Here is a 24,023-nt window from a genome sequence, read left to right as displayed (position 1 = left end):
CCTAAAGATGCTAGTTATTTAAAATAACATTCTGACCTTCCTTAAGTCCGGTTCGGATTTCCACTTCTGTCGGGGTTACAAGCCCTTTCTCTACATCGATTTCCTTCCGACTTTCTCCCATCAACACTTGAACGTAATCTCTGCCTAGGTAACTCCGAAGACCTGTTCTTGGTATGACAATGACATTTTCTCGTTTCTCAACAATGATCGTTATGTCTCCGGATGCACCGATCGTTGCTCCCTCCGTTCCATCGGGAACCCCAACAATAATCGTTTTAGCATTTCTTTCGGCTTGCGCTTTGTTGTCTGATGGAGGTGAGCTTGAGGGCGTTCGCATCACTTTGCCTTGTATCTTATTTCCAGAGGAACCGATCTTCACTTCAACATCCATGCCAACTTCAATACCGGAAAGAGCACTCGTATCTGAAGATTCGTAAGATAGCTGTAACTTTGTAGGATCAGCGATGACCACAAGCGTACTGAAGGCATCCACGACATTTCCCTGCTGTGCATCGGTTAAGTAAGTTACCACTCCCGCGGAATCGGCCGTCAGCCTCGTCTTGTCTAGCTGGGATTGAAGGGATGCCAACTGAAGCTGCGCGGCTTCGACATCTATGGCCTTCAAACGATTGGAAAGCACTTGATCAGGGTCAACCTGCCTCGTTTGCACACTAGCAATCTGGGCTTTCTCCAGATTCAGTTTTTGAAGGGCAATCCGAGTTTCTAAGTCGCCTTTTTCCAGTTCAGCAAGCACATCCCCCGGCTTTACGGTATCGCCTAGTTTAACGCGCAATCCAGCTAACCGATGACCTGACTCTTTAAAATAATAGTTGGTCGTTTGACTAGACTTAAAGGTTCCAACAACACTGACCTTCCTCGTTAAACTGCCTCTTTTCACTTCGTAAAGGTCGAAATTTTCTTTCACGGGTTTGATTAAAGGCGGTTTAAGTGCTTCCTCTTCTTTGGGCAGCAGAGAGCATCCTGCTAGTAAAAGCACAGCACTTGTTATTAAAACGAGCTGAGAAGCAAATTTATTAACCTTCATCGACAATGGTACCATCCTCCAATGCATACACTTCATCTACAATTTCCATAATAGCGAGATCATGCGTGGTCAAAATAATTGTCATTCCTTCTTGCACCAAATCCTTGAATAGTTTAAGCACTTGGAGGCCCATTCTGCTATCTAACTCAGCTGTAGGTTCATCTGCCAATATCAACTTAGGCTTGTGTGCAATGGCCCTGGCAATGGCAACCCTCTGTTGTTCTCCCCCGGAAAGTTCGTAGGGACGATGCTTCATTCTCGGCTTCAATCCAACGAAATCTAGCGCTTCTTCAGCCAAACTCTTATATTGATTGGGGTGAATACCCGAAATGCGCAATCCAAACTCTACATTCTCGTAGGCGGACATATAAGGAACCAAGGCAAAAGATTGAAAAATAAGTCCGATCTGCTTCCGTCTGACTTCATTGCGCTTCGCCTCAGATAAACGGCTGATTTCCATGCCTTCTAAATATACGGTACCCTCCGACGGATGATCGAGTGCCCCTAATATATTGAGCAGCGTTGTTTTACCAGATCCTGATCTTCCCCGCAAAGCTACCAGCCTGCCTCTGGGAATACTTAAATGAGCACCCCGCAATGCGTGAACGGCTCCCGGTCCTTTCCCGAAAACACGTGTAACGCCAATTGCTTGCACCATGGGCACTTGATCTTCATACGTTTTCAAAGTTAGCACCTCTTCAGAAATGGAATCAAAATGACAAGCATAGAAATATAGAGAAACATGCTTTTTGGAAGCGCTTAAACAAATGAGTAAAGCTATGTAATAAATCACCCTTTATTTTCAATATACGATAGTTACCTTCATTATAAATCTATCTTTTACCAAAAAGATACAAATAAAAAAGAGGATCGGCATACGATCCTCCCTTCTTACTTCTATTCTTTTAAAAAGTGCTAGAGCACTTTAGACAGAAATGATTTCGTTCGTTCCTGCTTGGCGTTTTCAAAGATTTGCTCTGGCTTTCCTTCTTCGATAATAACGCCTTGTTCCATAAACATAACGCGGTCACCGACTTCGCGAGCGAAGCCCATTTCATGCGTTACGACAACCATAGTCATCCCTTCTTTGGCCAGTTGTTTCATTACACCAAGCACTTCCCCGACCATTTCAGGATCCAGAGCCGATGTAGGCTCATCGAACAGCATGATCTTTGGCTCCATAGCCAGTGCTCTTGCAATAGCTACACGCTGTGCCTGACCGCCCGAAAGCGAGTCTGGAAGGGCATTGGCCTTATCTGCAAGCCCAACTTTATCTAGAAGCTCTAGCGCTTTCTTACGCGCTTTATCCTCTGGCCATTTTCTCACTTGAAGAGGTGCTAACATAATATTATCAATGACTTTCATATGCGGGAACAAATGAAACCGCTGAAAAACCATCCCGAGTTCCATACGGATCTCATTGATCTTATTCATCGGATCCATAATCGATTTGCCTTCAATCAAGATACTGCCGCTATCCGGCTGTTCTAACAGGTTCAGACAACGCAAAAATGTCGATTTCCCTGATCCGGATGGTCCTATCACCACAAGAACCTCTTGGTTCTGAATATCTGCACTAATATCTCGCAGGACGATATTATCCCCGAACGATTTTTTAAGATTTCTAACTTCGATCATAGCCGTCATATTTCTACACTTTCCTTTCCAGATAAGCAAGCAGCTTGCTTAAAGAGTAAGTGAGAATGAAATAAATAAGAGCAGCTGTCAAATATGGTTCCCAGACTTTGAAGTATTGGCTGCGCATCGCATTAGACCAATACATCAATTCTGGTGCAGCAATAACAGCGAATAGGGAAGAGTCTTTAATCAGCACGATAAACTCATTGCCAAATGGAGGAATCATTCGTTTAATCGCTTGAGGCAAAATAACCGATTTCATCGTTTGGAAGTGGGTCATTCCTAGCGAGTGCGCGGCTTCTGTTTGTCCTTTATCGATGGATTGAATACCAGCCCTGAAAATTTCGGCCATGTAGCCTGCTGAATTCAAAGATAAGGCAACAATGGAAGCGATGATCGCATTCGTTGTTCCTATGAATAATGGAACGATTCCAAAGTGGACAAGCAATATCTGAACAAGCAGCGGTGTGCCGCGGAAAAAATTGACGTACATACTAGTCGGCCATCTTAAGTAGGCACGGTGAGACATTTTACCTAATCCAACAGCTAGCCCTAGTACAGAGCCGAACAGGATGGAAAGAATGGATATGCCAATAGTCCAAAGCGTACCCTTGAGCAATAAAGGTAAATATTCAACAATGATGTCAAAACGAAAATCCATTCCACACTTCCTTTCTTTCATTATTTTGCTATTTACAGAAGAAAAGCATGCGCAAGGTTGAAGTCACGCATGCTGTTGACCTATTATTTTTGTTCAAGAAGTTTCTTTGTATCAGGCTCTTGACCGAACCATTTTTTGTACACTGTTGCATAAGCACCGTTCTCAATAACTTTCTTGATCGCCGGGTCTAGCTTTGCTTTAAGCTCACTGCCTTTAGGCAACAGAATACCGTAGTATTCGGACTCAAAGTTTTTCGGATCAGAAATCGTGGTGAATTTCTTATTCGGATTATTTTTCACATATTCACGAACAATCGCTATGTCGGCAACAACTGCGTCAACACCGTTATTTTCAAGCTCCATTAAAGCTAATGTATTATTATCCAGACGTTTCAAGGATGTGTTCTTCTCACCCATAATCTTGCTCATTAGCGTGTCAGCCGTTGTAGAAATTTGAACAGCCACTTTCTTGTCTTTCAAGTCTGTCGCGCTTTTGATCGGGCTGCCTTCTTTAACAAGAATCATGTTCGTAGATTCGAAGTAAGGGATGGAGTAATCGTAAGTTTGTTTACGCTCATCTGTAATTGATACGCTGGAAATTCCTGCTTGAAACTCTTTCCCTTGCTTCACACTTGTTAGCATAGTATCCCAGCCTGTGTTCGTGACCTCGTAGGAAAGACCTGCTTCCTTCATCACTTCAGCAAGAAAATCGATATCAAAGCCTGTCATCTTATCTTTATCCATATATTCCATTGGTGCATAGGCAGCATCAGTCGCAAATTTATACTTCGTACCACCACTTTCCTTAGAACCACAACCTGCTAGTGCTACAACTAAAACTGCAGTTAGTACAAAAAACAATAATTTTTTCAAAATAATTCCCCCCGTTCTATGTAATGACGAATCATATTTTAACACTTGGTCAATAAAATAACAACGCCTTCATTAAGGAATTTTGCTAGAAATATATTGAAGATGGCTATTTTTTCACATTTTTAGATTTGTGCACAATGGAAAGAATGCTGGTTGGTCATCGTGCTCAAACAAATAAAACGCCGAGATCCTAAGATCCCAAGCGTTCTAATTTTGGCATTCAACTTTACATCATTTTCAAAATGGCTTCCCGTCCCGTCATCCCAGCTACAATACCCAAATCTTCTGCAGTGAGCGTCACCGATTCAAGCGGCGCTTTCAGAAGTTCCTCAATCGTCCGAACCCCCGTTGCCCGTGCAGCTACAATATTCCTGTCCCTCAAGCGTTCATTGAGCAGCGCAACATCGAGAGCGCCACACATAATGTAACCTTTGTCCGTAGTCACAATCAGCAGCGTTGTTTTCGGCAGCTTAACCTCTATAGCGATTGCTGTATGTCCTTCAAGGAGAATGGGTTCTACGCGCATCATGCTCTGCACAGCTCCTCTTCGCAGTCTTACGGTAGTATATGCGCGATCGGCTAGTACGGTGTGAGAAAGGTTTGAAAAGTTTCGGCAATGTTTTCGGTCACTGAATCAGCCTGCATCTTTTGCTGCATCTTTTGCTGCATCTTTTCCTGTATCTACGTCTATTATGTCTAACAAAAAAATAAAGATAGGAATTCCCACGATCAAGCCCCATGTACCCAGATAATGCTCTGAGAAAATCAGAATAATGAACGTGTAGAACATCGGAAGATTCATTTTGGAAGACATTAGCTTGGGGTTTAAAAAATACCCTTCTAGGAAATGAAGCACCATGATCACTGAGATTACGTAGATCACCATTAGATGTCCGCCTAAATTATAGCCAATAATACCTAAAGGAAGTAATGAAATAAGAAAGCCCGCTACAGGAATTAAACTAAGCAGGAAAATCATAATGGCTAGCGCGAAAAGATATGGGAAACCCAATACCCAAAGTCCAATTACAGTAAATACCGTATTAAAAAGGGCTATAAGGAGTTGTGCCTCGATAACTTTCCCGAAAGATAAGACGAATTTCTTACCGAAATACTCTAATTCTTCATACAGCCAAGAAATTTTGCTTTCTCTCAATCGAGAAGTAAAGGCAATGATTCTTTTCCTCTCGAAGATAAAGAAGAAACTCAAGATCGTTGCTAAAATAAAGGTGGTCCCCCAATTGCTGATTCTAAGAATATATTCAAATCCTTGTTTCACATAAGCTTGTAAATTTAAATCCTTTAATGTTTTATACATATACCGAGAGATTTCATCTTGAGGTGCTGGTAAATTCGTTAATCCGACTAGAATTTCTTTTAATTGCAGGATTTGCACAAAAACCTTCGGCAAATAATTAATAATTGCAACGACAAACCCAGTAATCATGATTAGATAAAGTAAGATGAGGATAACTTTACTATTCACCGTAATGTATCTACTAAGCTTTCTGGTCACCAAGTTTTGAATACTGCTCATAAGGAAGGCCATTAAAAAGGTTAAGAGAACTAGGTTAAGCATGTCTCTTATGGTAATCAATAATAGACCTATAATGACAAGGATTGAAAACCTCCGAACTGTTAAATTTAGAAACATCTTCCTAAATTGCTCCATCATTTCGCGTCTCCATTTCAAATAATCAAACATTATCTTGTTCTTTCCCTTATTAGTTTACAGAAATAAAGTTGCTATAGCAATTTAAACCATCCAGATTCATGTAAAAAGCAAGCTATTTTTAGGTATGATATCATGATATAGTAAGTGCAAGAGCAATATCTGGGCAGCAAGGAGGCTATATGAGTCAAGGAAAAGCAAACACAAGTCCGAATGGACATTTATTTACCGTAGAAATTCTGATTGAAGATGCCACAAATGGCCTTGCTATGGAAAAACTCTTTCATCTTCTGAATGTGGATACAGTCAAGGATTACAACATTATTAATGGCATTCAACTTGGCAAGTTGATTGAACTTAACACAATAAAAGAGAGCACCTCTCCGTTATTACCAAGCAAAAAAAAGGCTGCTGTCCCACCTTCAACTGTAACAGACACAGCGAAAGCCACCTCCAACAGTGGAGCTTCAGATAAAATAATTGAACAATTGGAAAGTTTCAAAGTGAATAATACGTTAATCCGTTTAACGGTTATCAAAGGTCAGGGAATCAAACTTAATCTTCCATGCCGTATTTTGAATTTTGATAGCAGTAATCAAAATGTATCCGTATATCATGTAGATGAGAAGCAGGTCTACTTATTCAAATTGAATGAAATTGATGATTATGTCGCATTCTAGTTAAAAAGGAAGAGGGTATCCCAGAATAAGGATACCCTCTTCCTTTTATTTGGCATGAACGGACACTGCCGAAGCATTCGGGATACCTGTTTTTAGCATTTTCTCCAGTTCATCCGCACTTACAGGTGGACTAAACCAATAGCCCTGCACCTCATTACAGCGATTCTGATGCAGGAAATGCAGTTGATCTTCGGTTTCTACACCTTCAGCAATAACCTTCAAGTTCAGATGGTGCGTCATTGCAATAATCGTGGCCACGATGGCCGCGTCATTCGGATCCACCATGATATCTCGAACAAAGGAACGATCGATCTTCAGCTTATCAATCGGAAATTTCTTTAAGTAGTACAGCGAACTGTAGCCTGTCCCAAAATCATCAATGCTTACATTCACACCTAGCTCCTTAAGCTCAAGCAAGGACTGAATAGCATGATCAACATCCATCGTCATGCTTTCGGTGATTTCAAGTTCCAAATACTGTGGATCAAGTCCTGTTTGTTCTAAAACATGTCTGATCTTGCCTTTGAGATTGTGCTGAAAAAACTGCCGCATGGACAGATTCACAGATATCGGCATCATCGTATACCCTTGGTTCTGCCATGCTTTATTTTGCTTACATGCAGCGCGCAGTACCCATTCACCGATCGGCACGATCAATCCGGACTCCTCCGCAAAAGGAATGAAATAGTTTGGTGAGATGAAGCCTTTCTCTGGATGATCCCAGCGAATTAAGGCTTCGACACCGACAATGCTTCCCGTCTCAATGTCGACCTGGGGCTGATAATATAAGACAAACTCATCCCCGACTATCGCCCTGCGAAGCTCACTCTCCAGCTTAAGTCGATTGATTGAAACCGATTTCATGTCCGTATTGAAGATCTGAAAGTCGTTGCGCCCCTTCTCTTTCGCTCTGGCTAATGCAATGTCAGCATATTTCATAAGTATATCCGCATCGTCGGCATCATCCGAGGATATCGCAACGCCGATACTAGCTGTAATATGTAGTTCATATTGTTCCAAAAGAAACGGCTTTTCGAGGACACGATTAATCTCTGCTATAACCGCAATTACGTCATTAGAATCAGCTACATTCGTATAGAAAAAGGCAAATTCATCGCCTTCCGTACGAGCCAAATAATCATTGTCCGTTACACATCTCGTGAAACGCTCTGCTAGCTGCAGCAGCAGCATGTTTCCGTAATCATATCCAAAGCTGTCATTGACCAGCTTGAAGCGATCGATGTCCAAATAGAAGACGGCTACCTTTTGTCCAATTGATTTGGTAATACTGAGCCGCTCATTCAAGTTATCTCTGAACATGCGCCGGTTCGGCAGCCCTGTCATATCATCATAATAAGCCATATAGCGAACTTGCTCATCGCCGCGCTTACGCTCTGTGATATCCTGGCAAATAAGAATATTGCCTTTGGAATTAGGCTGCAAATCAACAGGAACAGCCGTAACGTGCAAATCCACCCGGTAGCCGCTTTTATGTATAACAGCTGTTTCAAAGGTAACTGGCGTCCCGTATTTCACTTGTTCAATCTGGCTACCTGTCCGCTCCAGCTGCTCTTTTGTAACAAAGCTGATAAACGGTTGATTGAGCAGCTCTGACACGGAGTAGCCAAGGATGGTTTCTGCCGCTAAATTAATCCGAATAAATTTACCCTCTTGATCAAAAATACCAATCGCATTCGGATTGTGCTCAAATAGGGAATCAAGTACATTTAAATACGTGTGATCCCGCGGCATTTCGTTTATTAAGGATTGTGTACTTCCACCCTTTCTAAGCAGCACAATAAGCAGCACTAGTGAGGCAAGCAAACAAATCCATGCAGCATACGGCTTTACGTAAAGGCTTACGAATATGGCGACTAACAGATATCCGCCAATATATAGCCGGTTTTTCACAAATTAGCCTCCTCTTACTGCTCACTATAGGTAATAGGAAGCGTCACACTGACAACCGTTCCTTCTCCCACTTTACTTTCAACCATAAACTGGCCATGATGATCCTCAATGATTTTATTCGTAATCATGATGCCAAGCCCAGTCCCACTTTCCTTTGTTGTAAAGAAGGGCTCTCCAAGTCTAGCCAGCGCATCATGCGGTATCCCATGCCCTCTATCTTGAAACAAAACACGCACGGCTTTGTCCTCAACTGAAAACAGGTGAATATTGATTTGTCCGCCATCTGGCATTGCTTCCATCGCATTTTTGATCAGATTTATGAAGGATTGCTTCAGTTGGTTTTCCTCACAAAGAACAAGCGGCAAATGATGCTCCATAGCAACAACGAACTGAATGTCGTTAATAATGGCCTGTGTTTCAAGCAGGGTAATGACACTTTTGACAATATTCTCGATACTTTTGGGCTGGTAGTGTATGAATTGCGGCTTAGCGAGAACGAGCATTTCTGTAGTAATCAGTTCGATCCGCTCTAATTCGGACATCATAATATCGTAATATTCTTTCTTATTTGGAGCACCTTGGTGCAGAAATTGCATGAATCCTTTGAGTGTAGTCAATGGATTACGAATTTCGTGGGCAACCCCAGCAGCAAGCTGCCCGATAAGGGACATCTTGTCTGACCTACGGAGCATTTCTTCCGCACGCTGCCGCTTAGTAATATCCTTGAATGATAGAACAACACCAATAATTTGATCTTGATCCAAAATCGGCGAAGTCATGTATTCAACCGGAAACGAGTCTCCATTTTTTTTATAAAAGATCTCGTTTGAACAAAAACAAACCCCTTCAAGCATCGTTCGATATAAAACAGTTTCATTCTTGTTTTTCAAATCTTTATCGGTTCCACATGCACGTGTCAAAACGAGATAAGGATTCTTCCCTACCAGTTCTTCATAGGTGTAACCCGTTAAGCACTCCGCCGCTTTATTCAAAAACGTAGTGCCAAAATGCTCATCGATGCCAAACATACCATCTGAAACCGCATTTAGAATGAGTTGATTGTGCTTATGATTCAGCAGGGATTGATAATCACGCCTGCTTTCCTCAAGCTTGTGTTCCAAATTCTTTCTTTCTGATACATCTTTAATCTGAACCACTGCAAGATGGGGATTGGGATCCTTATCACGAACATAGGAAACTTGAACAATTCCCCATATCATGGAGCCATCTTTATGGATAAAGCGATTCTCTCTTTGAGAAGATTCACACTCACTACGAAGGGTCTCTTCACATAGTTCTGCATAGGTAGCTACATCATCAAGATGCGAAAACTCTTGAATATGCAGACCAATCAGTTCTTCTTCTGTGTAACCTAAGAGGCGGCATAACGATGTATTTACCTTTAGTAACCTGCCGTCCAGACTAACGATTGCCATTGCAATGATTGTGCAACCAAACAATTGATGATATAACTCATGGCTTGTGAGTAGCTTTAGTTCCGAAGCAATTGGCTTACCCGTTTCTGATTGGTTCCCTATGAAATCAGCCATGCGCCACATCCTTTTAATTAAGGAAGAATGATCAAATCCATCATGGATATCTTTCTACATGATCTGCGCTTTTTCCTGCTAAGATGACACAAAACAATGAAAAAAGAGTCAGATTCTCTGACTCTTTCCATTTTTTTATTTGTAAGCGGCCACGGCCAGAAGTATCCATCCAACCAAGAAACTCAGCCCGCCTAGCGGAGTAATGGGTCCAAAAAATTTGAGTCCAGTCAAACTCAGCGCATATAAACTACCTGAGAACAAGATAATCCCAATAAAAATAGCCCACCCCGATGCATTCACCATAGAGCTATTTGCCAACTTATCCGACAAAAGAGCAATAAGGATGAGAGCTATCGCATGAATCATGTGATATTGTACGCCGGTTTGAAACACATCTATCTTATCTGGAATCCTTTGTTTCAAATAATGAGCCCCAAAAGCGCCTAGAGCGACTGAAAGAAACGCATTCGCACTGCCTAACAGTAAAAAAAGTTTCATCATTCTCGTCTTCTTTCCTTTCCGTAACGATTTAATTTATTCCACTTCACCAATATCATGCTGACCGACAATTAACCGCACGGGCTCCAAAAACACACGAGTTACCGAAGGCTTTTTGATAAGATCGAGTTCAATGTCTACAACCTTGTTACGAGCGGTTTTGCCTTCTCTTTTGTCATAAACAACATCAAATTGTTTCAGACCAAGCTGATAAATCACAACAGAAGAACCAATCGTTAATGCATTCGATTCGAATTCGCCGTGGTCAAATAATACCTCTGACAAAATCTCTTCATTCATATCCACAAGCGTAACATACTGACAAAATTGGTAAAGCATTAAGGAAGTCCTCCTTTATAGATAAGTATGGTTACCCATTCGCCGAAAAATGTCGAAATTCCTGCTAACTTCATGATTCCCATCCATGTTCATATAAAATCCAAACAAAAGATAACAACTGGAATTGTAAACATACTAAATAAAGTTGAAGTAAAGACAGCCTGTGAAGAAAACTCCGGTTCATTCTCATATTCAATGGCCAGCAGCACACTGCTTAGAGAGGTGGGCACAGCACATGAGAGAATCAATGCTTTGGCTGTAATGCCTTCAATCCCAAGCAGCCAAACAACGAAAAATCCGAGCAGCGGTCCTGCAGCAAGTCTTAGTATATTTGATACGAGCACATTAGAAAAATGAAATTCCCATTTCATACCGCCAAGCTGCACACCTAGGGTCAGTAAGGCCGTCGCCATAAAAGCGTTTGAAATATACTCCAGCGGTATATGAATCGGTCCTGGAACAGGTAAATGGAAATATCGCAGCAGCAAAGCAATCGGAATCGCATAAATGACCGGTAAGGAAAGAATGGTTTTCATCGTTGCTTTCCAGGTTGATTTATGTGCATTTAAGGTATAGATACCATATGTATTGGGAATTAACGTTTGCATAATCATGATCACGATTTGGATAGATAAGGTATAGGCATTCCCGCCAAAAACAGTTTGATTCAGCGGTAGTGCGTAGTTAGCACTATTATAGAAAATAACACTATTCCGCATGGCAATACGCATACCGCGCTGCATCTTTTTCAACCGAATAATAACCTCTATGCTAGCAAAAAGGAGACTAAAGAAAAGGACAAAAAACAAGAGAACCTGCATTAAAATAGGCAAGTTCATTTCGGACTCATACAGCTTAACAAAAACGAGCGCGGGTGAAAACACATAGAAATTAAGCTTCGATAATGTCTTAATATCAATGTGGAAAGCGCGGTACATTGCCGCGCCGATCGCAATCATAATGCTAATAGGTACAATGTTATTCACTAAAATGTATATGAAATAACTCATTCCAGATCCTCACTTCAAAACCTATAGTCGTTCCTTAATCGAACGCATTTACGCTGCTTATAATACGTTTTAACTGTTCATTGAACTTGTATATTTCTTCAGGAGACAGCCCGCTTGACGCAAGCAGCGACTGTGGAATACAAAGCGCCTTATCGTAAAGGGCAAGACCCGCTTCTGTGATTTGAATATTCACGACACGTTCATCTTCAGAAGACCGTTTCCTTTGAACCAATTGCTGACTTTCCATCCGCTTAAGCATAGGTGTCAAAGTACCCGAATCAAGATCGAGCTTCTCGCTAAGCTCTTTGACTGTGCTTTCCTTTTGATCCCAGAGAACCAACAGCACCAAATATTGCGGATAGGTAATCCCCAAGCCTTCAAGAAATGGGCGATACATGCGAGTAATGGCTCTGGAACTTGCATATAGACTAAAGCACAGTTGATTTTCAAGCTTTAAAAATTCATTGCTGCTCATCCTCTTCATTTCCTTTCATTCTCGTCATATTGTGAACAATCATTTTGCTTCCAATGTATATAAAATTGACGCTACTGTCAATGTGAATAGTTAGATCCTATAGATGAAAACGAGAAAGGGACTCGCAGCAACTGCCATCCATGATGACAATACACTGCGAATCCCCTCAACTTACTTACCTATTTAATCCCTGCACTTTTCACATATTCCAGCCATTGCTTCTTATATTCTGCTTGAACTTTCTCCAGCCCGGCTGTTTTGGCTTTTTCCATAAATGTTTTGAGTCCGCCTTCCACATCGGCTACGAGACCCGCTTCAAGTGGAAATAGATATTGCTTTTCAACTTGCTCCAAAGCGGCTTTCTCGGCTTGATAGCTCGTATAGTCTTCAGCAAAGCCTGTAAACTTGTCTGGTGATGCTATTTTATCAAGATCTGCGAAAATTTTCTTCACACCGTCATAACCTTTATCGAACAGCATGAATTCAGGATTTCTCCAAGCCCAACTTTGCATACCTTCTCTAGGGAAGCCATTGCTGTTGGTATCGCCAATCATCGTATAGTATCCGTTCTCAACCTTATAGTTCTTGCCTTCAATTCCATACTGGGACAACAGATTGTAGCCTTTGTCCGTAACTAATTTCTCATAAAATGCAAGAGCTCTTTCTGGGTTTTTACTGCTCTTTGGAATAGCAAATCCATTATGAATCGGATGAACAGGCTCAGCATGCCCTTTAATCAGCGGAGCCGGATAGTAATCGAGCTTCCAGTCCGGATGTGCACCAGCGATTTTGATCTTCTGATCGTTATAACGGCTTGGGTTATCGCCTAAGTTAGCCGCAGCTTTACCGTTTACAATCAAATCTGTCAACGAGTCCTTAACATTCAGAACGTTTTTTGTCAGGTAGCCTTTATCCTGCCATCTTTTGTAGGTTTGCAGCTCTTTCAAATGCTCAGCGGAGCCCCAGTAAGAAGTGACTTCCGAGGGATTTTTATAGGAAATGTCCATTCCGTAAGGAAGTGCCCCAACCGGATCAATGGTTAAATTTTTATAAAGATCGGAAAGATTCGTTTTCACATCGCTGTTAGCCGCTAATGGAATCATATCCGGTACATTCTTTTTGATTCCATCCAGATAAGCTTCGAAGTTGGCAAGCGAATCCGGCTTAGGCAAATTGAATTTCTCCCTTAGATCTTCACGCCAGATAAAGCCAGTTGTCACATACTCTTTATAAGTAGCAGGAACAGTATAGATTTTCCCGTCAATTTTAACGGCATCCCACATATCTTTCGGCACAAAGCTGTTTAATTTAGGAGCTGCTTTCGGGAGCAAATCATCCAGCGGCAGGAACGCTCCTTTTTTCGCGTAGGCTTGATACTGCGTCCAATCCGCTGTAAAAATCAAATCGACCGGCTGTCCTGACGAGAGAAGCAGCTTGTATTTCTGGTCCCAATCTGTCCATGTTGTGAAATTAAATTTTACTGTCGCATTCAGATCTTTGAGTGCCATCTTATTGATTTCTTCTTCAATTACGGGAAGATCCTTAGGCGCAGGGCCTAACATATAAAATTGCAACTCTACTTTCTTGGATGTATCGAGACCTGGGGGCTTGCTGGCAGCGGAAGCCTCAGGTACTTTCGTTGCTTGCGCTCCTGCTGTAGGACTGGCTGCAGGTGTTGTTGAACTGCTGCACCCGGCAACTACGGAACCTGCTAGCGCAAGTACCATAGACACGCTGTACATCTTTTTTGCATTACTTTTCATATAAATCCTCCCTTTTTATGATTGAATCATATATGTTAGCTGACGGAATGTATCCGTTTCAGTTCTAACCTTTGACAGCGCCAATCGTTAATCCTTTGACGAAAAACCTTTGTACGAACGGATATAGAAGGAGAATTGGACCCGTAACAATCATGGCCATAGCCAGTTTGGTGGATTCCGTTGGGATATCCTGTCCAAATGATACCCCCGTACTCACGCCTAGCTGCGAAACGGCTGCAGCTGTATTAATAATGTTATACAGAAAATACTGCAGTTCGTATTTATCCTGGTCGTTGATAAACAGCGACGTAGAGAACCAACTATTCCAATAATGCAATGCCAGAAATAACCCTACTGTTGCAATACCTGGCATCGCTAAAGGAAGAACCACACGATAATAAATCGTAAAATCGTTGGCACCATCAATCTTCGAAGACTCTGTAAGCTCCTCCGGTATGGAGGATTTAATGAAGCTTCTCATTAATATAATTAGGAAAGGAGTCATGAGCCCTGGAAAAATAAGCGCTGCATACGTATCCGTCAATTGCAAATATTTGGTGATCATAATGTACCAAGGCACCAAGCCTCCGCCAAACAGCGTAGTAAAATAAATGTAAAAGGAAAGTTTATTACGGTACTTGAAATCTTTTCTTTGCAAGACATATCCGGCCATCGTCATCATGAATAATCCAAGCGTCGTACCAACGACGGTAACGAAGATCGTTACCCCGTAAGCCCTAAGTACTTTTCCTGGGAAAGTTAGAACGGCTTCATAGGCTGCAAGGGAAAATACTTTCGGAATCAAATGGTAACCGTCACGAACAATCGATTCATTATCCGTAAATGACCCAGATATCAACAGTAAAAAAGGGAAAATACAGATCACGGAAATCGTTATGATAATTAGATAAGCAATAATATTAAACGCGACAGAATCAATACTGTTAGATTTCACTGGAACCCTCCTAGAAAAGCGCATACTCTTCATTTGATTTTTTAATGAAATAGTTCACTGTCATTATCAAGACAAAACCGAAGAAGGACTGAAACAATCCGGCTGAAGTCGCCATCCCGATATCGAATGTTACTTTTAGTGAACGAAATACGTAAGTATCCAGAATATCCGTTGTATTGTACAAGATCCCGTTGTTTCCAATGAGCTGATAAAAGAGATCGAATTGACCTTTCATAATACTTCCCAATGAAAACAGGAGTAATATGATAAAGGTTGGCTTTAGCATTGGCACCGTAATGTACCAAATCCGTTGAAATATATTCGCGCCATCGATTTTCGCGGCTTCGTAATATTCATCGCTAATGCCTGTAATGGTAGCGAGGTAGATGACCATCGTATAGCCCAAGTTTTTCCACACATAGAAAATGACCAAAAGGAAAATCCAGGCTGTCGGCGTGTTATAAATATCCATCGGATTCGAACCCAATGACTTTAGCGTGGTATTCACAAAGCCCGTGTCAAAATTAAACAAGTTATATGCAATAGCATTCAATAAAACAAACGATATGAAGTAAGGTAAAAACATGACGGATTGCGTGATCTTCTTAAATGCCTTCCCTTTCATTTCACTTAACATAATCGCACAAAAGATTGCTGCGCCATTGACAAATAAAATAAAAGCAAGGTTATAAGCTACCGTATTTCTCGTCAGTCCCCATAGCGCTCCCGACTTCCATAGGAATTTAAAGTTTTCTAATCCCACAAATGGACTTCCGAATAACCCGCCATTAAAATCGAATCTGGTAAAAGCGAAGTAGATCCCAACCATCGGCACATAAGAATTAATGAAAAAGAATACTAATGTTGGCGCTATCATGAGAAACAAAATTTTGTTTTTGTTTAACTCGTACAAGAATCCATTCTTTCGTAACATGCTGCGAAGCCTCCCTGCCTATTTTTGAATGTTGATCTGTTTGATGTCATGCTCGAATTATATACACTTCAAAAACTTCCGCGCTAGTGAAGATGTGATACCAAATATGAATAATTTGCAGTAAAAGCCCCTTATTTACGTATGTACATTTTAAACATTCATGGATTTTCCGGATTTTTCAGTGCTTTTTCCGCCTTCCGGCTCATCTGGTTCCATTGCAAGTGTAAAATAGGTACGATATACTTTTCCTACGAACAAGGGGGTATTGTCTCATGATGCAGCGCACTCAGGACAACAAAAACGTATATCGAAATATACTACTGAGTATCATTTTATCTATTGTCATCACTCTGCTTGTATCCTCTACCATTCTTTATTTTAATTTCGATAATATTGCGCTAAAGCAAGTGTATGAATCCGACTCAAATAGCCTGATGCAGACAAGCCAGGAAATTCTCAAAGTAACAGAGACTGCAACCTCCTTCTCCTTTCAAATTTACAGGGATTTTGTCATCTCCAAGCTGTTGTTTTACGATAAACCTGATATTTATGATATAACCAACGCCATGCAACAGTTGAACAATTATCGCTTCGCGATGCCATTTATTGATTCCATCTATGTGTATAACGGCAAATCAGATCTTTTCTACGTCAGCGCCAACAATTTTCAAAGTGGTATTCAAACTAAATCCACACTAGGCGATCAAGGCATGGTCGATATTTTGGACCATTTTCAGGATTACATGCCTTTTCTACCTGTTCCCAGAACATTTAATCCAGTTGGCAACGATCAACTTACGGTCTCTAAAGTCGGTATTTATTCTTATCTGTGCTATGATGCGATTAATATAAATAAATCCTTAAACTCCGCAGTAATTGTAAACATCTCGGAATCGTTCATTAACAAATCCCTAAAAAACGTAGCAAACAGCCGTTCCAGCAGCGAATTTATTATTAACAAGGACGGCATTCTTCTTTCGACAGATGGTTCTAATCCCGTATTAAGCGATTACTCGAACAAAAATTATATTAAAGACATCATTGCCAATGCTTCTTCTCCTGGGTACCTAGTAGACACTGTTGAAAACACCAAGTCGTTGATTTCATACACTGCGCCGGATTCATTAGGTTGGCGATATGTGCGTACGACACCTTATTCCATCATCACGAAAGAAATTAAGAGCATGAGAACGAAAACAATTTATATCAGCTTGAGCTTACTTCTTGCGGGTTTACTTGTTTCGTTCTTCACATCGCGTAAACTTTTCGATCCCATCGATAAAGTCATACGCAACTTAAAAACATTAGAAATCGAGAAAAGAGACAATCTACAAATCTTGCGTCAAGATTTCCTGAGAAATATTATTATGGGAAGAGAGGCCTATCACCCGATTGCCTTGCAAGCAAAATTGCGTTATTTTGGATCAAAAATAACCATTCAGCATTCTTCTTTGCTAATCATGGTGAAAATTGACCACTTTACAGAAAACGTTAATAAATATCAAGATCAGTTTAAATTGTTAAGATATGCAGTAATGAATATATGCACAGAGATTAGCTCCCCCCTATTTCAAGCCGAAGCCATTGACATGGGCGATGACCATATTTTGCTGCTGCTTACCGCACAGGAGTCCGATTTCGAATGGGATCATGATGCATTCATGGCTATACTCCACAAGATGCAAACATCCATTGCCGACTATATTAAACTATCCGTCTCCATCACCATAAGTCCCTTACAAGATAATGCGGGGCCATGCATTCACCTCTATAAGCAGCTGTTGGAAGCTTCTTACCACCGATTGTTTAGAGGTCATGGATGCATCATTTGGTCTGAAGAGATCATGGGGTATAGAGCTAAGGAGTATAAATTTCCAACACAAAAGGAAAAACAACTGGTTGATTGTCTAATGACCGGAGATTCAGCCGAAGCGGAAACCATTTACACTGATATCATTAATGAAACCGCCGAATACCCTTATTCTGTTGTTCATTTGGCTATATCCCATTTAACACTTAGGGTTAATAACGTTCTCAATACGATCAATAAGAATAATGCCCTAGCCCTTCCGCTTTATTTGGATACAACAATAGCTTCCCTGAATCAAGTCGAAACCATTGAAGAAATTAATTTTCAGTTTTACCAACTGTTTGAGCACCTTCACAAAAAGATAGATGAAAAAAGAAGCTCTAAGCATGTGGATTTAATCAAAAAAATGAATGACATTATCGAGAGAGATTATGGGAACCAAAATTTATCTATAAATTCCATCGCCGATGAACTAGATATGTCTCCTATTTATATTAGTAGGTTATATAAACAACATACGATGGTAGCGCTTATAGATTTGATCCAGGACGTACGTATGAATAAGTCGAAAGAGCTGCTCATACACTCTTCCCTCTCTGTGGCAGAAATTGCGGAAAAGACCGGATTCACCAGCGACTCTTATTTTTATAGGAAGTTTAAGAAGTATAACAGTATTACACCAAACGATTTCCGAAAACAATATAATCGAAATTCAGAAGTTCTGACGAATGATTAAATAGCGGAGGGTACCTCCTATTCAGAAAGGGATTGATGATAGATGAACTGGTTCCTTGCTCATGAGAAAGATCTTGATGACGTATTTGCCGAGGCAGAACGCATCGTTAGCGCATTTCCAGCACCGCTAGATCATCTCGGACTTGCCTATCTAGCTACCTTTGACGGGAGAAAAGAAGAAAGCACTAAAAATTATATCTGTTACCTTCTGCCGTATTGGATGAAAGACATTAGTGAACTGCCACCAGCGTCGATGAATAAACTCTCATTAGCGAATGTATTCGTAATGCTCTACTATTTTATACAAGACGATATCATGGATTCAGCCAAAGGTGATCATAAGGACAAGCTGCCTCTCGCCAATTTATTTCATATGCAGTTCCTCTCCATTTATAGAGAATTGTTCCCTGCTGGATCGCCTTTCTGGGGTTATTATGAGACGTATATCATGGAATGGTCTGAAGCTGTTACCAATGAGCAGCAATCCGATTACTTCCATCACGACATTGGCAAAGTCGCTAAGAAAGCAAGTCCGGTCAAAAATGCCAGCACAGGGGCACTACTTTTAGCAAATCAAGCTCACCTTATCCCTGTCGTCACAGCGGCTGTTGAACAAACGCTTATCACTTTACAAATGCTGGATGATTGGGCTGACTGGGAAGAAGATTTGGAAGAAGGTTCTTACAACTGCTTATTAGCTTCACTGCGTAAGCGTATACAGCTTTCAACGGATAGTCCGGTATCTCCGGAAATGGTGAAGCAGCAGTTGTATGTTCATGACTTTTTGGAGTTCTATGGACAAATCGCCATTACTCATCATGAGCAATTACTAGGTTTACAAATATCCATGACACAAATGATCAATTTCCATGACTCGCTTGTGCAAAACATTCAAAAAGTAGCCCTTGAAATCAAAGAAAATAGAAAAATGTTAACATTAGGTGGATTCTATTATTTTTTGTCGAAAACTAGTTAATTTTGATAGATTATTCTGAATTCTCATGCTATAATTTTTTTGTAGGAAAAATTACCCAATTGACAAGGAGTGATTTGTAATGTCGAACAATGGAATTTTAAAAGAAAAAATTATTCAAAAAGCTTGGGAAGATGAAGCTTTCAAGAACCAACTTATCGCTAATCCCAAAGCCGCGCTAAAACAAGCATTTAACATCACTCTTCCTGATGACATCACAGTTAAAGCGGTTGAAGAAACCTCAACTGAGTTTGTTCTCGTCATCCCTACGAATCCCGCTAAAGTATTAGTTACTACGGATGCTGTTGCAAGCGTCTGGTAATTACAAATAACAAAAAGAGGTGCCACGCAATTTTGCGCAGCACCTCTTCTTTATTTTACAGCTATGGAAGGAAACCTTAGGACTACCTCAGTACCTATGTATTTTTGACTTTTAAATTCAATGTGCCCCTTCATAATTTCAATAATTCGGAAAGTAACCATGAGTCCAAGTCCGGTCCCCTTCGTTTTGGTCGAATAGTAAGGCTCCCCTAATTTGGTTAACTGCGCAGGTTCAATACCTTCTCCATTGTCTTTAATATGAATGTAAACTTCTCCAGCTTTCTCATAGGACCATATATGAATCTGGCCATCCACCTGAAAGGCCTCAATACTATTTTTGATAATATTAATAAGCACTTGTTTTAATTTGGATGAGTTCCCTTTTATAAACAAATCATTAGGTATACTAACGGTTATCCGCCCACCGTGTAATGTGGCTAATGGCACAATAATACCTTCAATTTGGGTGATTTCTTTGGAAACATTTAAGTCAACGAATTCATCAAGCTGTGGCTTTGCAAAAGTCAAAAAGTCAGTAATGATTAACGAAGCTCGGTCTAATTCCTCAATGGCTATTCCCATGTATTCTTTGTTCTTATCATCTGTTCTAGCTGCGACAAGCTGTAAGAATCCTCTTGTTACTTGCAAAGGGTTTCTTACCTCATGAGCCACAGATGCCGCTAACGAGCTTATCATCTCCATCTTATCCGAGAGCTGAAGCTGATGATTGTAAAATTCTAATTCCTTGGAGTAGTTGATCATATGCTCTTGGTTGATTGCAAAACGTCTACCTAATATTACGATAAGGGCAATAATAAATCCTACTACTCCCCATTTCCACAAGAAAAACTGATATTTTTGAGAACTGGCATAGTAGCATATAAGATCAAGCGTACCCATGAGAGCTAATAAAGCAAAGCCAGATGAGAAAATACCCGCTTCCTTATTTCCTCTTTTCACGAATACAATGGATAAGCCAATAATTAAAATGAATTGAATGATCATAATAGACCCCAAAATGGTAACAGATGCAAAGAAATACGCTTTGATAAATCGATAATCATTGAGTTGATTAATAAACATAAAGGTGATTGAAATAGCGGAATAAATAATCTGGAATTTTCTAAACGCTCTAATCCACTTGAAATTCCCATTATCAAATATTTTTTCAAAGAAATAGGTGAGTGTTGGTAAAAAAACAGCTAGTGAAATATCAAATAAATCAAGAAATAGATCGCCATACTTCGTGAAATTTGCGTACATGAAAGGGGAATACGTAATAAAAATTGTCCCTAGAGTTAAGATAAGTAAACTAAGTGAAATCCAACTCGCTAGTTGAATTTGCTTCAAAAAGAAAGAACATATCAGCATAATCGCTGCAATAAAAAGAAATGCACACCCTAGAATGATGTTCTGCAAATCCCGAAAAATAAATGCTCGAGTTAAAGCTGAATAATGATCCAGTTTAATTTCTGAATGTAAACCCAAGCGGTCCATTGAAGTCCCCAACCTTAAATATACGAATTCCCCCCCATCTTCACTACTAATTGGAAACAAACTTCTCTGTTCGTCGTATGGAAAATCAAAGTTGATTTCTCGAACTAATCGATCTCCAATATATACCCATAGATGCTGGGCATAAATTTGTTCAATGTAAATGCCATAGTCTTTGGGTACATCTGGCGGAAGCTGGAATCGAACCCATGCCGAGGAAATATCTTTCGGTTTCTCGGGAGGCAAGTCGCCATTCCTGACTGTTATCCATTTATTTGAAGGTGAAGGAATCACGACATTATCAATTCCTTCGGCGGAATCACTCCACAATATATTCCACGCTGGAATCGGTTTCAAATCCGCTTGCTCATCGGCATAAGCATGTGAAGACATGAATCCATAACAAATAATCATAACCAACATCGTTTTCCAGAGTACAAGAGATATCCGTTTCATTCATTTTCCTCCCTCGAAGAAAACTGTAAGTAATTAACAATGTTATAAATTCGACAGGTTCTAAAAGCTTTCCTTCTTATTTACTGGTAAACATAAGAAAAACAAAACTTAAACAACCCCCTGCGAAATAACAGGGGGTGCCGCTTATTGTATACATATTTACATATTATACTATTGTGAACAATTGGCTCCTTGCAGGCACAGTTTCAGCAACAATGCGGCCTTGGCTCACAACATAACGACAACTTGGCTGCTCACGAACAAGATCCATAGCATCATCCCCTGGCAGCAGGATAAAGCTGGCAGGATGACCAATCTCGAGCCCGTATTCCTGAAGCTGCAGGGTGTTCGCTGCACGTGTCGTGATCATACGCACAAGCTCCGCCACTTCCTCGCGCCCCGTCATATGTGCTAAATGAGCAGCGATGTGAGCTGCTTGCAGCATATTACCAGTACCCAGCGGATAGAAAGGGGTCTGAATATCATCATGCGCGATGCTTACGTTAACGCCAGCCGTCCATAATTCCTTGATCCGGGTGATCCCTCGGCCTTTGGGATAGCCGTCGTATCTGCCCTGCATAGCACTATTGATGAGCGGACAGCAAACGATATTCATGCCTGAGCGCACCAGCATCCCCTGCACCTTCTGGTAATAAGCTTCCCCATAATAGGCTGCAGCATTCGCATGTGCAGCTGTTACTCGCTCGCGTAGTCCAGAACGAATCGCCAGATGGGCCACGCTTTCTAGGAATGTGGAGTGAGCATCGTCCATTTCATCGCAAAAAACATGGACAAAGCAGCCATGCTTCTCTGCTAAATTAAAGCAAATTTCAAGCGATAATAGTCCTTCCTCACGCGTAGGCTCTAGATGGGGAATCGCCCCAATGCCATCTGCGCCAAGCTCCAAAGCCTGTTCCAGACGGTGTTCATTATCGGGACAGGCGCGAATACCATCTTGAGGAAACGCGATAACTTGCAGGTTCATATAAGGTTTTACGCGCTCGCGCAAGGCAAGAAGTGCACGTAGAGCAGTCAGATTCGGGTCTGAGATATCTGCTTGTGTTCGCACATGCAGGATACCGGCAGCCATCTGCATCCGAAGCACCTTCTCTGCTCGTTCCGTGACATCTTCGTAGGTGAGCGCTTGTTTCCGCTTTTGCCATAAACCGATACCTTCGTAAAGGGTCCCGCTCTCATTCCAGGCGGGCTCTCCCGCCGTTAGGACGGTATCCAAATGAATATGGGACTCCACAAAAGGGGGGAGCAGCAGGTGACCAATCCCATCGATTTCACGTTCCCCTTGTTCGCCAATACTTCCAAGCACGGCGATTTTACCGTGTTTTACACCGATATCTATAAGACCTCGGTCCTCCAAATGTCCAAGCATACGCACATTACGAAATACAATATCCAGCAGTTAACTCACCCTCTTTACCTTGGTGCCATTTAGTTATCCTTTTTCATCTCGGATTCATGCCACGAACTAAGCAGCCATTTAGCGAAAGTGTTGACTAATAAGAAGAAAATAATGCCCAGTGCTGATGCTGAAAGTCCACAAGCGAATAAATAAGGTGTTTTTAAACGAGCAGCGGCATACGTAATCGCATAACCAAGTCCGCCTTGCCCTCCGCCGATACCGGCAATGTATTCACCGACAATAGCCCCGACGACGGATAATGTACAGGAAATTTTCAGACCGGCTACAATATAAGGCAGGGCAGCTGGTATGCGCAGCCTCCACATCGTTTGAATCGCATTCGCATTGTATAAGTAAAACAGGTTACTCATATTTTGATCCGTGGAATTTAGACCAATTAACGTATTCGAAAGCATCGGGAAAAATCCGATTAAGAATGTAATAATGACAATCGCATTCACACCCGCATCGAACCAGATCACAATGAGAGGGGCAATGGCGACAATCGGAATGGTCTGTAAAATAATCGCATAAGGATAAACACTCTTCTCAATCCATTTGGAGCTTGCCAATAGAATGGCACCTGTAACTCCTAAAATAATACTGAGGAAAAATCCGAGCACAGCTTCCAGCGTCGTTGTCCTTACAGATACCCATAGTGCATGTCTGTTTTCTATGGCTGCCGCTACGATATCGGAAGGCTTAGGTACAAGATAAACAGGAGCTTTCACTAAATAAGCAATGAGTTCCCAGCCTCCGATGAACACAACAAAAGCAACCAAGGGTGGCAAAAGATTCTTAAGCAGCATCAGGA

23 protein-coding genes are annotated in these 24,023 nt (G+C 41.1%); 4 read left to right on the top strand and 19 right to left on the bottom strand.

Annotation, left to right across the window (positions count from 1 at the left end; genetic code table 11):
* Nucleotides 1-10: 10 nt before the first annotated feature.
* The 7 genes from QFZ80_RS03775 to QFZ80_RS03745 all read right to left on the bottom strand — a co-directional run bounded on the left by QFZ80_RS03775 (nt 11) and on the right by QFZ80_RS03745 (nt 5,870).
* Nucleotides 11-1,045: an efflux RND transporter periplasmic adaptor subunit gene (locus QFZ80_RS03775; RefSeq protein WP_307564017.1), complete on the bottom strand. Its 1,035-nt coding sequence runs from the start codon at nt 1,043-1,045 to the stop codon at nt 11-13.
* Nucleotides 1,035-1,703, bottom strand: coding sequence for an ABC transporter ATP-binding protein (locus tag QFZ80_RS03770; RefSeq protein WP_307555687.1), 669 nt, complete (start codon nt 1,701-1,703; stop codon nt 1,035-1,037). Before QFZ80_RS03770 ends, QFZ80_RS03775 begins: the two co-directional genes overlap by 11 nt.
* 257 nt (nt 1,704-1,960) lie before the next feature.
* On the bottom strand, nt 1,961-2,683 hold the full coding sequence (locus QFZ80_RS03765) for an amino acid ABC transporter ATP-binding protein (protein WP_307564015.1): 723 nt from the start codon (nt 2,681-2,683) through the stop codon (nt 1,961-1,963).
* Nucleotides 2,684-2,696: 13 nt separating this feature from the next.
* Entirely contained in the window at nt 2,697-3,344 is a 648-nt protein-coding gene (locus tag QFZ80_RS03760) for an amino acid ABC transporter permease (RefSeq protein WP_307548727.1), read from the bottom strand.
* 83 nt (nt 3,345-3,427) lie between these two features.
* Nucleotides 3,428-4,219, bottom strand: coding sequence for a basic amino acid ABC transporter substrate-binding protein (locus QFZ80_RS03755; protein WP_307564012.1), 792 nt, complete (start codon nt 4,217-4,219; stop codon nt 3,428-3,430).
* Nucleotides 4,220-4,442: 223 nt separating this feature from the next.
* On the bottom strand, nt 4,443-4,745 hold the full coding sequence (locus QFZ80_RS03750) for a YunC family protein (RefSeq protein WP_307548728.1): 303 nt from the start codon (nt 4,743-4,745) through the stop codon (nt 4,443-4,445).
* A gap of 105 nt (nt 4,746-4,850) precedes the next feature.
* Nucleotides 4,851-5,870, bottom strand: coding sequence for an AI-2E family transporter (locus QFZ80_RS03745; protein ID WP_373460368.1), 1,020 nt, complete (start codon nt 5,868-5,870; stop codon nt 4,851-4,853).
* A 200-nt stretch (nt 5,871-6,070) separates the two neighbouring features.
* Between QFZ80_RS03745 and QFZ80_RS03740 the strand changes: the two genes are divergently transcribed.
* Nucleotides 6,071-6,568, top strand: coding sequence for a hypothetical protein (locus QFZ80_RS03740; RefSeq protein WP_307557352.1), 498 nt, complete (start codon nt 6,071-6,073; stop codon nt 6,566-6,568).
* Between the two features lie 45 nt (nt 6,569-6,613).
* Here the strand turns inward: QFZ80_RS03740 and QFZ80_RS03735 are convergent, their stop codons facing one another.
* From QFZ80_RS03735 to QFZ80_RS03695, 9 genes are all read right to left on the bottom strand, one after another.
* A complete protein-coding gene (locus tag QFZ80_RS03735) occupies nt 6,614-8,479 on the bottom strand; it encodes a sensor domain-containing protein (protein WP_307557350.1) in 1,866 nt (621 codons plus the stop codon).
* A 14-nt stretch (nt 8,480-8,493) separates the two neighbouring features.
* On the bottom strand, nt 8,494-10,029 hold the full coding sequence (locus QFZ80_RS03730) for a PAS domain-containing sensor histidine kinase (RefSeq protein WP_307557348.1): 1,536 nt from the start codon (nt 10,027-10,029) through the stop codon (nt 8,494-8,496).
* A gap of 135 nt (nt 10,030-10,164) precedes the next feature.
* A complete protein-coding gene (locus tag QFZ80_RS03725) occupies nt 10,165-10,527 on the bottom strand; it encodes a DUF423 domain-containing protein (RefSeq protein WP_307555693.1) in 363 nt (120 codons plus the stop codon).
* Between the two features lie 36 nt (nt 10,528-10,563).
* A complete protein-coding gene (locus QFZ80_RS03720; protein WP_307557346.1) occupies nt 10,564-10,866 on the bottom strand; it encodes a hypothetical protein in 303 nt (100 codons plus the stop codon).
* An 89-nt stretch (nt 10,867-10,955) separates the two neighbouring features.
* Nucleotides 10,956-11,876: an AEC family transporter gene (locus QFZ80_RS03715; protein WP_307557344.1), complete on the bottom strand. Its 921-nt coding sequence runs from the start codon at nt 11,874-11,876 to the stop codon at nt 10,956-10,958.
* Between the two features lie 34 nt (nt 11,877-11,910).
* The gene (locus QFZ80_RS03710; RefSeq protein ID WP_307557342.1) at nt 11,911-12,351 is read right to left on the bottom strand and encodes a MarR family winged helix-turn-helix transcriptional regulator; all 441 of its coding nucleotides are present in this window, start codon (nt 12,349-12,351) and stop codon (nt 11,911-11,913) included.
* Between the two features lie 179 nt (nt 12,352-12,530).
* Entirely contained in the window at nt 12,531-14,114 is a 1,584-nt protein-coding gene (locus tag QFZ80_RS03705; protein ID WP_307557340.1) for an extracellular solute-binding protein, read from the bottom strand.
* A 64-nt stretch (nt 14,115-14,178) separates the two neighbouring features.
* A complete protein-coding gene (locus QFZ80_RS03700) occupies nt 14,179-15,093 on the bottom strand; it encodes a carbohydrate ABC transporter permease (RefSeq protein ID WP_373460003.1) in 915 nt (304 codons plus the stop codon).
* Nucleotides 15,080-16,003, bottom strand: coding sequence for an ABC transporter permease (locus QFZ80_RS03695; protein ID WP_307548743.1), 924 nt, complete (start codon nt 16,001-16,003; stop codon nt 15,080-15,082). Before QFZ80_RS03695 ends, QFZ80_RS03700 begins: the two co-directional genes overlap by 14 nt.
* Nucleotides 16,004-16,275: 272 nt before the next feature.
* Between QFZ80_RS03695 and QFZ80_RS03690 the strand changes: the two genes are divergently transcribed.
* The 3 genes from QFZ80_RS03690 to QFZ80_RS03680 all read left to right on the top strand — a co-directional run bounded on the left by QFZ80_RS03690 (nt 16,276) and on the right by QFZ80_RS03680 (nt 19,843).
* Nucleotides 16,276-18,549, top strand: coding sequence for a helix-turn-helix domain-containing protein (locus tag QFZ80_RS03690; RefSeq protein ID WP_307557338.1), 2,274 nt, complete (start codon nt 16,276-16,278; stop codon nt 18,547-18,549).
* Nucleotides 18,550-18,591: 42 nt separating this feature from the next.
* Complete coding sequence (locus QFZ80_RS03685; protein WP_307557336.1) at nt 18,592-19,524, top strand: hypothetical protein; 933 nt, start codon at nt 18,592-18,594, stop codon at nt 19,522-19,524.
* A 79-nt stretch (nt 19,525-19,603) separates the two neighbouring features.
* Nucleotides 19,604-19,843 carry an NHLP leader peptide family RiPP precursor gene (locus QFZ80_RS03680; RefSeq protein ID WP_307548749.1) on the top strand — a complete coding sequence of 80 codons (240 nt, stop codon included), beginning with the start codon at nt 19,604-19,606 and terminating at the stop codon, nt 19,841-19,843.
* 50 nt (nt 19,844-19,893) lie between these two features.
* Here the strand turns inward: QFZ80_RS03680 and QFZ80_RS03675 are convergent, their stop codons facing one another.
* The 3 genes from QFZ80_RS03675 to QFZ80_RS03665 all read right to left on the bottom strand — a co-directional run bounded on the left by QFZ80_RS03675 (nt 19,894) and on the right by QFZ80_RS03665 (nt 24,018).
* Nucleotides 19,894-21,792 carry a sensor histidine kinase gene (locus QFZ80_RS03675; RefSeq protein WP_307557333.1) on the bottom strand — a complete coding sequence of 633 codons (1,899 nt, stop codon included), beginning with the start codon at nt 21,790-21,792 and terminating at the stop codon, nt 19,894-19,896.
* Between the two features lie 166 nt (nt 21,793-21,958).
* Nucleotides 21,959-23,179 (bottom strand): amidohydrolase family protein, encoded by a 1,221-nt coding sequence (locus tag QFZ80_RS03670; protein ID WP_307557331.1) that lies wholly within the window; start codon nt 23,177-23,179, stop codon nt 21,959-21,961.
* Nucleotides 23,180-23,238: 59 nt separating this feature from the next.
* Nucleotides 23,239-24,018: an ABC transporter permease gene (locus tag QFZ80_RS03665; protein ID WP_307564008.1), complete on the bottom strand. Its 780-nt coding sequence runs from the start codon at nt 24,016-24,018 to the stop codon at nt 23,239-23,241.
* Nucleotides 24,019-24,023 lie beyond the last annotated feature (5 nt).

The sequence above is a fragment of the Paenibacillus sp. V4I7 genome, assembly GCF_030817275.1.
Taxonomy (GTDB): domain Bacteria; phylum Bacillota; class Bacilli; order Paenibacillales; family NBRC-103111; genus Paenibacillus_E.
The sequence above is the reverse complement of the archived record's forward strand: the minus strand, read 5'-3'. Positions and strand labels throughout refer to the sequence as shown.

Coding starts and splice junctions, on each gene's coding strand:
- QFZ80_RS03665 (WP_307564008.1), bottom strand. CDS start 24,018: ATGCTGCTTAAGAATCTTTTGCCACCCTTGGTTGCTTTTGTTGTGTTC.
- QFZ80_RS03730 (WP_307557348.1), bottom strand. CDS start 10,029: ATGGCTGATTTCATAGGGAACCAATCAGAAACGGGTAAGCCAATTGCT.
- QFZ80_RS03770 (WP_307555687.1), bottom strand. CDS start 1,703: ATGGTGCAAGCAATTGGCGTTACACGTGTTTTCGGGAAAGGACCGGGA.
- QFZ80_RS03700 (WP_373460003.1), bottom strand. CDS start 15,093: ATGCGCTTTTCTAGGAGGGTTCCAGTGAAATCTAACAGTATTGATTCT.
- QFZ80_RS03750 (WP_307548728.1), bottom strand. CDS start 4,745: ATGATGCGCGTAGAACCCATTCTCCTTGAAGGACATACAGCAATCGCT.
- QFZ80_RS03765 (WP_307564015.1), bottom strand. CDS start 2,683: ATGATCGAAGTTAGAAATCTTAAAAAATCGTTCGGGGATAATATCGTC.
- QFZ80_RS03710 (WP_307557342.1), bottom strand. CDS start 12,351: ATGAGCAGCAATGAATTTTTAAAGCTTGAAAATCAACTGTGCTTTAGT.
- QFZ80_RS03720 (WP_307557346.1), bottom strand. CDS start 10,866: ATGCTTTACCAATTTTGTCAGTATGTTACGCTTGTGGATATGAATGAA.
- QFZ80_RS03760 (WP_307548727.1), bottom strand. CDS start 3,344: ATGGATTTTCGTTTTGACATCATTGTTGAATATTTACCTTTATTGCTC.
- QFZ80_RS03740 (WP_307557352.1), top strand. CDS start 6,071: ATGAGTCAAGGAAAAGCAAACACAAGTCCGAATGGACATTTATTTACC.
- QFZ80_RS03745 (WP_373460368.1), bottom strand. CDS start 5,870: ATGTTTCTAAATTTAACAGTTCGGAGGTTTTCAATCCTTGTCATTATA.
- QFZ80_RS03715 (WP_307557344.1), bottom strand. CDS start 11,876: ATGAGTTATTTCATATACATTTTAGTGAATAACATTGTACCTATTAGC.
- QFZ80_RS03670 (WP_307557331.1), bottom strand. CDS start 23,179: ATGCTTGGACATTTGGAGGACCGAGGTCTTATAGATATCGGTGTAAAA.
- QFZ80_RS03725 (WP_307555693.1), bottom strand. CDS start 10,527: ATGAAACTTTTTTTACTGTTAGGCAGTGCGAATGCGTTTCTTTCAGTC.
- QFZ80_RS03675 (WP_307557333.1), bottom strand. CDS start 21,792: ATGAAACGGATATCTCTTGTACTCTGGAAAACGATGTTGGTTATGATT.
- QFZ80_RS03680 (WP_307548749.1), top strand. CDS start 19,604: ATGTCGAACAATGGAATTTTAAAAGAAAAAATTATTCAAAAAGCTTGG.
- QFZ80_RS03685 (WP_307557336.1), top strand. CDS start 18,592: ATGAACTGGTTCCTTGCTCATGAGAAAGATCTTGATGACGTATTTGCC.
- QFZ80_RS03705 (WP_307557340.1), bottom strand. CDS start 14,114: ATGAAAAGTAATGCAAAAAAGATGTACAGCGTGTCTATGGTACTTGCG.
- QFZ80_RS03775 (WP_307564017.1), bottom strand. CDS start 1,045: ATGAAGGTTAATAAATTTGCTTCTCAGCTCGTTTTAATAACAAGTGCT.
- QFZ80_RS03690 (WP_307557338.1), top strand. CDS start 16,276: ATGATGCAGCGCACTCAGGACAACAAAAACGTATATCGAAATATACTA.
- QFZ80_RS03695 (WP_307548743.1), bottom strand. CDS start 16,003: ATGTTACGAAAGAATGGATTCTTGTACGAGTTAAACAAAAACAAAATT.